This is a genomic window from Kitasatospora sp. NPDC048715, from assembly GCF_043198905.1.
GTDB classification, from domain to species: domain Bacteria; phylum Actinomycetota; class Actinomycetes; order Streptomycetales; family Streptomycetaceae; genus Kitasatospora; species Kitasatospora lactacystinica.
In genome coordinates, this window is the sequence record NZ_JBICVH010000007.1 from 309,179 (window position 1) to 320,486 (window position 11,308).

The following is an 11,308-nucleotide window of genomic DNA, read 5'->3' on the forward strand; positions in this document are numbered from 1 at the left end:
ATGGTCCCGCACCGCCCCAGGCTCGACGCCGTCTTCTCGCACCACCCCGCCCCGGGCCGGCGCCCGGCCCCGCGACCCGCACCCGCGCCCGGCCTGGTGGTGGACACCGACCAGCGCACCGTCACCGTCGAGGGCCGGCACGTCACCATGCCGTACCTGGAGTTCGAACTGCTCGCGCACCTGGTCGGCAACCCGCTGCGGGTGCACTCCCGGCGCCAGCTGATGGAGAACGTCTGGGGCCGCCCGGACACCGGCGACTCCCGCACCGTCGCCACCCACATCGCCCGGATCCGGCGCAAGCTCGGCCCCGGGCACCGGGAGGCGATCGCCACCGTCCGGCAGATCGGCTACAAGTACGACCCCCGGCTGGCCCGGACCGCCTGACCCCGGCCCGGGACGGCGCGCCCCCGGGCCGGGACACGGCGCCCCGCCCGGGGCCGGGCGCACCCGGTGGCCCCGTGGGGGCGGGCGGGTTTGCGTACGGACGTCCCGAGGGAGCAGACTGCCCGGGTTTGCCCCGGAGGTACCGCCATGACCCTGACGAAGCCCGCCCCGGGCCGGTCCCGGAGCCCGCTGCCGGGCCTGTCCCGGGGCTCACTGCCCGTCCGGACCGCGCACCGGCTCGGCGGGCGGGTCTGGACGGACCTGGTCGTCGCGGCCGCCGTCCTGGTCCTGCTCTACCTCGTGCTGCGGCTCGGCCAGGGCGGCGCCGTCCGCTTCTCCACCACCCGGGACGCGGCCGTCGACACCGACCCGGCCCGGCTGCCGTACGACGCGGCGCGCTCGCTGCTGCGGATGTTCGCCGCGCTCGCCCTCTCGGTCGTCTTCACCTTCTGCTACGCCTACGCGGCCGCCCGCAGCCGCCGGCTGGAACGGGTGCTGATCCCGGCGCTGGACATCCTCCAGTCGGTGCCGGTGCTCGCCTTCCTGAGCCTCGCGGTCTCCGGTTTCCTCGCCCTCTTCCCCGGCTCGGTGCTCGGCCTCGAATGCGCCGCCGTGTTCGCCATCTTCACCTCCCAGGCGTGGAACATGACCTTCGCCTTCTACCAGGCGCTGGTCTCGCTGCCCCGCGAACTCGACGAGCTGTCCCGCTCCTTCGGGTTCAGCCGGTGGACGCGGTTCTGGAAGGTCGAGCTGCCCTCGGGCATGATCGGCCTGGTCTGGAACGGCATGCTCGGCTTCGGCGGCGGCTGGTTCTTCCTGGTCGCCTCCGAGGCGATCACCGTGGACGGCCGGCGGTACGCGCTGCCCGGGGTCGGCTCGTACGCGGGCGCGGCCATCGCCGCCGGGGACCTCGGCCGGGTCGGCTGGGCCATCGCCACCATGGTGGTACTGGTGGTCGGCGTGAACTTCCTGTTCTGGCGGCCGCTCACCGCCTGGGCCGAACGCTTCAAGAACGAGCAGTCCGAGGCCACCGAGGTGCAGCGCTCGGTCGTGCTGGACCTGCTGCGCCGCTCCCGGCTGCCCGCCGCGCTCGGCCGCGCGCTGCGCCCCGCCGGACGGGCCCTGAACCGGGCCGGGCGGGTGTTCGGCACCGCCGACCGCCCGCCCGCCGTCCACCCCGGCCGGCGGCGGGCCGGGGACGTGGCCTTCGCCCTCGTCGCGGGCGGCATCGTGCTGTGGGGCCTCGTCGACCTCGGCCGCTACCTGGCCGACCGCACCGGCCTCGGCGTCTTCGGCGAGCCGCTGCTGCTCGGGCTCGCCACCCTCGCCCGGGTGGTGGTGCTGGTCGCGGTGGCCACCGCGGTCTGGGTGCCGATCGGCGTGAAGATCGGCTTCTCGCCCCGGCTGACCAGGATCGCCCAGCCCGTCGTCCAGGTGCTGGCCGGCTTCCCCGCCAACTTCCTCTTCCCCCTGGTGGTCTGGCTGCTGCTGCGCACCGGGGTGTCGATCGACCTCGGCGGCATCCTGCTGATGGCCCTCGGCTCCCAGTGGTACATCCTGTTCAACGCCATCGCCGGTGCCATGGCCGTCCCCGCCGACCTGCGCGAGGCCATGGACGACCTGGGCGTACGCGGGTGGCAGCGCTGGCGGCGGCTGATCCTCCCCGGCGTCTTCCCGGCGTACGTCACCGGCGGCATCACCGCCTCCGGCGGCGCCTGGAACGCCTCCATCGTCGCCGAGGTGGTCACCTTCGGCTCCACCACGCTGACCGCGACCGGCCTCGGCGCGTACATCGCCCGGGCCGCCGAGCGCGGCGACCACCCGCATCTGCTCGCCGGGGTCGCGGTGATGAGCCTGTACGTCGTCGCCCTCAACCGTCTGCTCTGGCGCCGGCTGTACCGGCTGGCCGAGCGCCGCTACTCGCTGTAGTCCGGAGTCCGCCGATGCGCTTCCCGTTCCGCAACCGTGCCGCCGAGCCCGCACCCGCCCCCGCACCCGCCCCCCACGAGGACGGGGACGGGGAGGCGCTGCTGGAGACCGCCGGTCTGACCAAGTCCTACGCCGGGGCCGCCGGCGAACTGCCGGTGCTCTCCGGCATCGACCTCACCGTCCGGGCCGGCGAGGTCGTCGCCGTGCTCGGACGCTCGGGCTCCGGCAAGTCCACCCTGCTGCGCTGCCTGGCCGGCCTGGTCCCGCCCAGCTCCGGCACCGTCCGCTACCGCGGCACCCCGCTCACCGGCGCCAACCCCGGCACCGCGCTGGTCTTCCAGACCTTCGCGCTGCTGCCCTGGCTGACCGTGCGGCAGAACGTCGAACTCGGCCTGGAGGCCCGCGGTGTCCCGCCCCGGGAGCGCGCCCGGGCCGCCGGCCAGGCCATCGACCTGATCGGCCTGACCGGCTTCGCCTCCGCCTACCCCAAGGAGCTCTCCGGCGGCATGCGCCAGCGGGTCGGCTTCGCCCGGGCACTGGTCGTCGAACCGGACGTGCTGATGATGGACGAGCCGTTCTCCGCCCTCGACGTGCTCACCGCCGAGAACCTGCGCGGCGAGCTGATGGAGCTGTGGGAGTCCGGCCAGTTCCCCACCCGGGCCGTCGTCCTGGTCACCCACAACATCGAGGAGGCGGTGCTGATGGCCGACCGCATCGTGGTCCTCGGCGCCCGCCCGTACGGGACGATCCGGGAGACCGTGGAGGTCGCCCTGGAGCGGCCGCGCGACCGCGACTCGGCCGCCTTCGACGAACTGGTGGACCGGGTGTACCGGATCATGACCGGCCGGCCCAAGGACACCCGCCCGTCCGGCCGCACCGAACCCGACCCCGAGCGGCGCACCGTCGCCGCCACCCCGCTGCCCAGCGCCGGCGTGGACGGCCTCTCCGGTCTCGCCGAGACGATCGCCCACCGGGGCGGGAGCTGCGACCTGGCCGGCCTCGCCGACGAACTCGGCCTGGACATCGACGACCTGCTCCCCCAGGTCGACGCCCTCGACCTGCTGGGCTTCGCCGAGGTCCACGGCGACGACCTGCTGCTCACCGCGACGGGCGCCGCCTACACCGGGGCCGACGCCCAGGAGGCCCGCGCCGTCTTCGCCGCCGCCGCCCTGGAGGTCCCGCTGATCAAGCTGATCGCCAACAGCCTCGGCGGCCGGCCCGGCGCCACCGTCCGCACCGGCTTCCTGCGCGACCTGCTCGGCCGCCACTACACCGGCGAACAGACCGACCGGCAGTTGGAGACCGCCACCGACTGGGGCCGCTACGCGGGGCTCTTCGCGTACGACGCCGACCGGCAGGAGTACCGGCTGGCGGCGCCGGGCCGCTGACCGGCCCGGCCGCACGCCGACGCCCCGGGCGAGCACCGCGGAGGGCCGGGAGGGCTCAGCCGGTCGCCGGGCGGCGGCGCACCGCGCGGGCCGCGCGGGCGAAGGGCTGCGGCGCGGTGGCACCGGCCGGGGCTGCGCCGTCGTCGTCGCCGTCGCGGCGGGCGGGCAGGTCGTGGGCGATCAGCGCGGCCTCGGTGAGCAGCCCGCGCACCTCGGTGGCCCGGTAGAAGATCCGCGTCCCCTCCCGGCGCGCCACCACCAGCCCGGCCGCGCGCAGCTTCGCCAGGTGCTGCGAGGTCGCCGACACGTGCGCCCCCAGCAGTTCGGCCAGCTCGCTCACCGGCAGCTCCCGGTGGCTCAGCGCCCACAGCAGCCGGTACCGCGACGGGTCCGCCACCGCCTTCAGCACCGCCACCGCCCGCTCCGCCGCCTCGGCGTCCCAGGCCTCTTCCCGCGCACCACCCATACAGGGATCGTACCGACGCCCGCCGGCCCGCCGACCCGCCCCTCGACGACGGCACCGGCCGGGCCCGGGGCGTGTCCGGTGGGTCCTGTCGGATCAGGGCGTCGCGTCGGGGCGCGGCGTCCGGGCGCGTGCCTCGCGGGGCCGAGGTGGGGGCACCTCCCGGCCGGACGCCGGGGGGGCGCGTGGTGCACCCGGCAAAGCTCCGCACGACGCGCCCCGGCTCCGCCGCCGGCGCCCCTGAGGGCCTCGCGGCGTTCCGGGAGGCCGTTCCAGGCGGGTGTGAAACCGCAGGTCAACGGGGGTGGAACCGTTCCAGCGTCCCGGCTCGGCGGGGAGGTCTGGCGGACCGGCCGGACGACGGACCAGAGTGCTGCCCAGCGGTCGGCGCCGACGGCCCGCCGCCTTCCTCGCCTCCTTCATCCGCAACCTCACGGGGGAACCTCCATGTCCGCTCGCCGTGCCCTGTTCGTCCCGGCCGCCCTCGCCCTGGGCGCCGCCCTCGCCCTGACCGCCTGCGGGCCGGACGGCGGCGACGCGGCCCGGCCCGTGAAGCCCGCCGGGACCACCGCGGCCGGTACCGCCCCCGGTGCCGCGGCACCCGCCGCGCCCGCCGACCGGCCGACCGTCGGCGCTCCGGCCCCGGCGGCTCCGGCCCCGACGGCCCCGGCCCCGGCAGCCCCGGCCACCGCGGCGCCCGCCGCAGGCGGCTCCGCCCGCCCGAAGACCCCCGTGGTCCCCGCCACGGGCGGCGGGGCCGCGGCCGCCGGCGACGAGGCGTACGCCTACACCCACCCCTGCAAGGCCGACAAGCTGACGGTCAAGGTGTCCGCCCGGGCCGGGTCGCCCGACCAGCGGGTGATCGAGGTCCACAACCAGGGCACCGCCTACTGCGGCCTGAGCTACTACCCGCTCATCGGTCTCGGCAGCTCGAAGGCCCCCCACCACGGCGACGACCTCACCCCGCTGGTTCCGGGCGGGCTGGGCGGCCCGCCGGCCTACGCGCTGGCTCCCGGCAGGAGCACCTACGCGGTGGTGGACCTCAACCCCGGCAGCGGCGGGGTGGCCGACGTGGACCAGCTGAACGTCCTGCCCGACGACCAGATGCCCAACGCCGACACCCGGAACTTCCAGCTCGGCGCCGGCGCGAAGGTGGGCAAGCAGCCGAAGCTCGGCCTGTACCGGGAGAGCGTCGCCGACGCGGCGGCCTCCACGGAGACGGCCGGCCGGAGCTGACCTGCTGCTTCGCACTCCCCTGCCCCGGTCCCCGCCCCGGCCTGCCGGTACGGTGATTCGCGGATCGACGACATCCCGGGCCGGGCCCGGGGTGGGGGAAGGGCAGCGGATGAGTGTGGAGACCGAGGAGTTCGCGGCGATGCTGCGCGAACTCAAGGAGCGTTCGGGCCGCAGCTACGGGGCCCTGGCCACCCGGCTGCACGTCAGCACCTCCACCCTGCACCGCTACTGCAACGGCGCCGCCGTACCGACCGAGTACGCGCCGGTGGAGCGGCTGGCCCGGGTCTGCGGGGCCGGCGGCGAGGAACTGGTCGAACTGCACCGCCGCTGGATCCTGGCCGACGCGGCCCGCCGCCGGGAGGCCTCCCCCGCGGGCACTCCGGCCGCCGCCGCACCGGTACCCACGCCGACGCCCGCACCGACACCGCAGCCGCAGCCGCAGCCGGAAGCGGAGCCGCGGCTCCGGCCGGACGCCGCACCCGACCCGCAGTCCGCCGCCGCGCCGGAGGAGGAGGAACAGGAGGTGACGACCACCCACCCCGTGCCCCCGCCCCCCGGGCCGCGCCGCCGCATCCGCACCCGGGTGCTGCTGAGCGCGACCGCCGTGGTCGCGCTGGCCGCCGTGGCCTCCGGCCTCCTCCTGCGCGACACCGGCGACACCGGCGGCACCCCGAACGCCTCCGCCTCCTCGCCCGCCGCACCGTCCGTCGCCGCCACCGCGGGGGCCGGCACCGCGCCCACCGGTGCCCCGGCACCGCCGGCCCCCGCGGGCTCCGCCGCCGCGGACACCCCGTCCGCCGCCGCCCCGGCGGCCCCCGAGGACCTCCCCGCGCCCTTCCACGTCAGTGTCCTCAGCAACGGCTGGGGCAGCCCCTGCGACCAGTGGTTCCTCTCCGCCCGCTCCCCCGCCCAGGTGACCCCGCCCCCGTCGTCCTCCGGCCGGATCGACAGCTGGGCGGCCTCCCAGCGCCTGGTCCCGGCCGGGCACCTGCGCATCGAGCTGACCGCCCTGGGCGCGAGCTCGGACGCCGTCGTGCTGAACTCCATGTCCGTACAGGTGGTCAGCACCCGGCCCGCCCCCAAGTGGAACGCCTACACGCCCGGGTCCGGCTGCGGAGGCGGGCTGGAACCGGCGTCCTTCGCGGTCGACCTCGACGCGGCCACGCCGCGCCTCGTCCCCGTCGCGGGCCGGGAGGGCGAACGGAGGACCGGCACGACGGACTTCCCGTACCGGATCTCGGCCACCGACCCGCAGGTGATCGACGTGGACGCCGCCACCCGTTCCCAGGACGTCAGCTGGTTCCTCGAACTGGTGTGGACCGGCAAGGACGGCCGCAAGGGCACGATGCGGGTGGACCTCGGCGACCAGCAGCCGTTCCGCACCGTCGGCATGCAGGGCGCGCCGAACTACGCCCACAACGGCACCTCCTGGACCCCGGCCCACAACGGGGGCTGAGTCCGGCCGACGGCCGGGGGCGGGTGGCGCCCGACCCCTGGCCTACGTCAACGGTGCGGGCATAACCTCGGGGGATGACCGACCGCGTAGTCCCCGAACCGCAGCGCCGTCGACGCCGCCCCACCAAGCAGGGCGTGGTGCTGTCCGCCGAGCTGATCGTCGGGACCGCGATCCGGCTGATCGGCAGCCACGGCACCGAGGCGCTCACGGTGCGGCGGCTCGGCGCCGCGCTCGGCGCCGACCCGAGCGCGGTCTACCGCTACTTCCACAGCACCGACGACCTGCTGCTCGCCGTCGCCGACGAGCTGATCGGCCGCGCCCAGCACGGCTGGCGGCCCACCGGCGACTGGCGCGCCGACCTGCGCGCCATCGGCCTGCGCATCCACGCCAGCTACCTGGCCCACCCGCAGGCCGCCATCCTCGCCGCCCACCGCACCACCGGCCGCACCCACGAGATCGCCGCCGTCGAGGCGATCCTCGGCGTCCTGCGCAGGGCGGGCTTCCCGGACCCGGAGGCCGTCCGGATCTACCACGCCTTCGTCGACCAGAGCCTCGGCTTCGCCGCCCTGGACGCCGCCACGCTCGCCCTCCCGGCCCCTGCCCAGACCGCCGACCTCCAGGTCTGGCAGGCCTCCTACGCCCGGCTCGACGCCGCCGACCACCCCCACATCGCGGCCACCGCCCACCTGCTCACCAGCGACATGCGCCGCAGCGGCTACCCGTACGCCCTGGACCTGCTCCTGGAGGCCGCCGAGGCCCGGCTGCGAGCGGCGGGCGGCTGAGGCGGGCGGGCGCGTGACTTTCCTCGTGGCGGGTTCGGCAGGTGTGGCAGGCATGGCGCGCGGTGACGGGGGTGGCCGGCCCCGGACGCCCGGCGCGGCACCGCCCGGGCCCGGGCACGCCGCCGGCCGCCGGCGGTGAGCCCCCGTACGCCCACCGCCGACGGCCGGTCCGGCCCCTGCCCGGCTCAGTCCGCCGCGTGCACCAGCTCGCCGCCGACGTACGTCCGCAGGACCCGGGCCCGCGCGATCTCCTCCGGCGGCCCGGTGAGGATGTCCCGGTCGAGCACGACCAGGTCCGCGAGCCGTCCGGCCGCCAGCACGCCGGCGTCGTCGTGCCCGTTGAGGTACGCGCTGCCGGCCGTGTACGCGGCGATGGCCGAGCCCAGGTCGAGCCGCTGCTCGGGCAGGAAGACCCGCCCGTCGGTGGCCTCCGGCTCCATCCGGTTGACCGCCACGTGCAGCCCCGCCAGCGGGTCCGGGCTGCTCACCGGCCAGTCGCTGCCCGCCGCCAGGGTGGCGCCGGCCCGCTGGAGGGCGCCGAACGGGTACTGCCAGGCGGCCCGTTCGGGCCCGAGGAAGGGGATGGTCAGCTCGTCCATCTGCGGCTCGTGCGCGGCCCAGAGCGGCTGGATGTTGGCGACGGCGCCGAGCCGGGCGAAGCGCGGGAGGTCGTCCGGGTGGACCACCTGGAGGTGGGCGAGGTGGTGCCGGGCGCCGCGCCGGCCGTTGGCGGTGCGGGCGGCCTCGACCGCGTCCAGCGCCTCGCGCACGGCCCGGTCGCCGAGCGCGTGGAAGTGGACCTGGAAGTCGAGCGCGTCCAGTGCGGTGACGTGGCCGCGCAGCGCCACCGGATCGACGAAGCTGAGGCCGGAGTTGGCGGTGGCGCAGCCGCAGCCGTCCAGGTAGGGGCTGGTCATCGCGGCGGTGAAGTTCTCCGCGATGCCGTCCTGCATGATCTTCACCGAGCCGGCCCGGAACCGTCCGTGGCTCAACTCCGCGCGTCGCCGCACGAGTTCGGGGATCTGTTCGGCGCCCCGGTCCCGCTCCCACCACAGTGCGCCGGTCACCCGGGCGGTCAGCGCGCCGGAGCGGGCGGCGGCCAGGTAGGCGTCCGACGGATCCGGCTGGCCGTTGAACGCGCCGAGCAGCGCGTCCTGCCAGCCGGTGATGCCGAGCGAGTGCAGCAGCCGCTGGGCGCGCAGCAGCCCGTCGAGCCGGTCGGCGGCGGTCGAGGGCGGCACCAGCCGGGCGACCAGGGCGGTGGCGCCCTCCTGGAGGGTGCCGCCGGGAGTGCCGTCGGCCTCGCGCTCGATCCGTCCGTCGGCCGGGTCGGGGGTGTCGGCGGTGAGCCCGGCGAGTTCCAGCGCCCTGGTGTTGGCCCAGGCGCCGTGGTGGTCCCGGTTGGTCAGGTACACCGGCCGGTCGGGGACGACGGAGTCGAGCAACTGCCGGGTGGGCAGTCCGCCCTCGAAGCTCTCCATCGACCACCCGCTGCCGGTGATCCACTCCTGCTCCGGGTTGGCGTCGGCGTACGCCCGGACGCGCTCCAGGTAGTCGGCGACGCCGACCGTCCCGGTGAGGTCGCAGGAGGCCAGCTCGGCGCCGCCGAACACCGCGTGGATGTGCGCGTCCTGGAAGCCGGGCAGCAGCAGTTTGCCGGTGAGGTCGACGACCTCCGTCCTCGGCCCGATCAGCTCCCGGACCTCGTCGTGCCCGACGGCGGTGATCCGTTCGCCGACGACCGCCAGGCCGCTCGCCCGGGTGCGGGCCGCGTCGCCGGTGTGGACGGGGCCGTGGGTGAAGACCAGATCGGCCTCGGTCATGGGTGGTGCTCCGTTCTCGCGTCCTCGTGATTCGTCCTGCCGTACCGCGGGGTCACTCGGCCACGGCGCCCTCCCGCAGGAAGTACGGCGAGCGCCGCCGCCAGCGGGCCCAGGCCGCCGCCGGCAGCCCGCTGACCACCATCATGATCACCACGGACAGCTCGAACCACCCGTTGTCCGCGGCGAGTTCGAAGTGGTCCGTGGAGTCGTAGAAGCTCCAGGCCAGGTACCCGCCGACGGCGAGCAGCGCCGCCGCGCCCAGCAGCGGCCCGACGACCGCGCGCAGCCCCTCCGGCAGGTCGGTGCGCAGCAGCCCGCGGAACCGGACGGCTGCGGCGACGGCGGTCAGCGCGTAGTAGAGCGCGACGACGATGCCGATCGCGTTGACCGCGGCCGAGATCAGGTCGTTGACGGTCGGGATGGCGATCGAGGCCAGTGCCAGCAGGACCGCGACGCCGGTGATCAGCAGGGTGCCGACGGCGGGCGTGGCGTGCCGGGGGTGCAGCCGGGTCCAGACCGGGCCGAGCACCCGGTCGCGCCCCATCGCGTACATCCCGCGGGCGGTCGGGATCACCGAGGACTGCAGCGAGGCCACGGCGGAGAACATCAGCGCGATCAACGGCAGTGCGGCCAGCGGCTGTTCGGCGAGCTTCGTGCCGAAGTAGGTCAGTCCGTGGGCGCCGTTGTCGGCCAACTCGTCGATCGGCAGCACCCGTTGGAAGGCCGTTCCGGCGAGCAGGAACAGCGCCAGCATCACCACCAGGGCCAGCAGACCGCCCCGGGAGGCGTCCCGCGGGTCGCGCACCTCCTCGCCGACGCTGAACACCGACTCGAAGCCCCAGTAGCAGAACACCGCGAGCACCATGCCCTGGGCGACCGCGTCGAAGGAGGGGATGTCGAAGGGGTTGTACCACTGGAGCGAGAACGGCTGGTCGCCGGCGATCAGCCCGTAGCCGCAGAAGCCGAGCAGCACGGCGTACTCGAAGACCAGCAGCGCCTTCTGCAGCCTGGCCGCCAGGTCCAGCCCGCGCACCGCGACCAGTGCGGCGCCCACCAGCACCACCAGGCCGATCAGGGTGCACTGGACGGTCGAGTCGGCGTCGAGCCGCAGCCCGGCGACGCTGCGGACGTGGGCCTGGTCCAGCAGCTGGACGATCGAGGAGCCGGTGACGGTCGTGGTGTACGCCATGAAGACCACGGTCCCCACGGTGTTCACCCACCCGGTCAGGAAGCCCAGCCAGGGGCTGAGGATGCGCCCGACCCAGCGGTAGCTGCTGCCCGCGTCCGGCTCGACGGCGTTCAGCCGCCCGTACCCGCCGGCGATGGCGAGCACCGGCAGGAAGGCCAGCAGCATGATCGCCGGAAGGTGCAGGCCGACCACGCCGGCCATCAGGCCCAGGCCGATCCCGATGCTGCTGGTGGCGGCCGTGCTGGAGGCGGCGATCACCGCTCCGTCCACCAGGCCGAGCGACTTGCGCATCGTGACGTGGGAGCCTCGCGCGTCCGCTCTCGGGCCGCCGCCCGTGTCCTTCACCGTCGATGCCAACGGATCACCGCCTTGGTCGTGGGGTGCGCGTGTGGGGGAATCCCGGCACCGGTCGCAGAGGGTGACGCGGGCGGGAAGTGCGAGCCATGAAACCGGCGGCCCCGCCACACGTCAATGGCGTTGTCATAAGCCTCCGCGCCGTCGCCGCCCCGTCCGCACCGTCGCCGCACCGTCGCCGCCCCGTCCGCGCCGTCGCCGCTCCGCCCCGCCCCGGCCCGGCCCGTTCCGGCCCGAGGGGCCCGCCGGTCGTCCGGCGGGCCCCTCGGTGCCTCCTGCTCTTCCCGGTGCTTCCTGCCGGGTC

Annotated in this window: 9 protein-coding genes; 6 read left to right on the forward strand and 3 right to left on the reverse strand. The window is 75.7% G+C overall.

What is annotated here, in order from left to right; all coding sequences use genetic code 11:
- From ACGFSC_RS16455 to ACGFSC_RS16465, 3 genes are all read left to right on the forward strand, one after another.
- Positions 1-384 carry a winged helix-turn-helix domain-containing protein gene (locus ACGFSC_RS16455; RefSeq protein WP_359897612.1) on the forward strand — a complete coding sequence of 128 codons (384 nt, stop codon included), beginning with the start codon at positions 1-3 and terminating at the stop codon, positions 382-384.
- Positions 385-531: 147 nt separating this feature from the next.
- Positions 532-2,313: an ABC transporter permease subunit gene (locus tag ACGFSC_RS16460; RefSeq protein WP_359897611.1), complete on the forward strand. Its 1,782-nt coding sequence runs from the start codon at positions 532-534 to the stop codon at positions 2,311-2,313.
- Between the two features lie 14 nt (positions 2,314-2,327).
- Positions 2,328-3,701, forward strand: coding sequence for a nitrate/sulfonate/bicarbonate ABC transporter ATP-binding protein (locus tag ACGFSC_RS16465; protein WP_359897610.1), 1,374 nt, complete (start codon positions 2,328-2,330; stop codon positions 3,699-3,701).
- Between the two features lie 55 nt (positions 3,702-3,756).
- Here the strand turns inward: ACGFSC_RS16465 and ACGFSC_RS16470 are convergent, their stop codons facing one another.
- Positions 3,757-4,167, reverse strand: coding sequence for a metalloregulator ArsR/SmtB family transcription factor (locus ACGFSC_RS16470; protein WP_359897608.1), 411 nt, complete (start codon positions 4,165-4,167; stop codon positions 3,757-3,759).
- A gap of 444 nt (positions 4,168-4,611) precedes the next feature.
- Between ACGFSC_RS16470 and ACGFSC_RS16475 the strand changes: the two genes are divergently transcribed.
- From ACGFSC_RS16475 to ACGFSC_RS16485, 3 genes are all read left to right on the forward strand, one after another.
- Positions 4,612-5,400, forward strand: coding sequence for a hypothetical protein (locus ACGFSC_RS16475; RefSeq protein WP_359897607.1), 789 nt, complete (start codon positions 4,612-4,614; stop codon positions 5,398-5,400).
- A gap of 109 nt (positions 5,401-5,509) precedes the next feature.
- Positions 5,510-6,856, forward strand: a complete 1,347-nt coding sequence (locus ACGFSC_RS16480; RefSeq protein ID WP_359897606.1) for a helix-turn-helix transcriptional regulator — start codon at positions 5,510-5,512, stop codon at positions 6,854-6,856.
- 74 nt (positions 6,857-6,930) lie between these two features.
- Complete coding sequence (locus ACGFSC_RS16485) at positions 6,931-7,638, forward strand: TetR/AcrR family transcriptional regulator (RefSeq protein ID WP_359897605.1); 708 nt, start codon at positions 6,931-6,933, stop codon at positions 7,636-7,638.
- A 185-nt stretch (positions 7,639-7,823) separates the two neighbouring features.
- Here the strand turns inward: ACGFSC_RS16485 and ACGFSC_RS16490 are convergent, their stop codons facing one another.
- The gene (locus ACGFSC_RS16490; protein WP_359897604.1) at positions 7,824-9,461 is read right to left on the reverse strand and encodes an amidohydrolase; all 1,638 of its coding nucleotides are present in this window, start codon (positions 9,459-9,461) and stop codon (positions 7,824-7,826) included.
- Positions 9,462-9,513: 52 nt separating this feature from the next.
- Positions 9,514-10,941 carry an APC family permease gene (locus ACGFSC_RS16495; protein WP_359897603.1) on the reverse strand — a complete coding sequence of 476 codons (1,428 nt, stop codon included), beginning with the start codon at positions 10,939-10,941 and terminating at the stop codon, positions 9,514-9,516.
- Between the last annotated feature and the right edge of the window lie 367 nt (positions 10,942-11,308).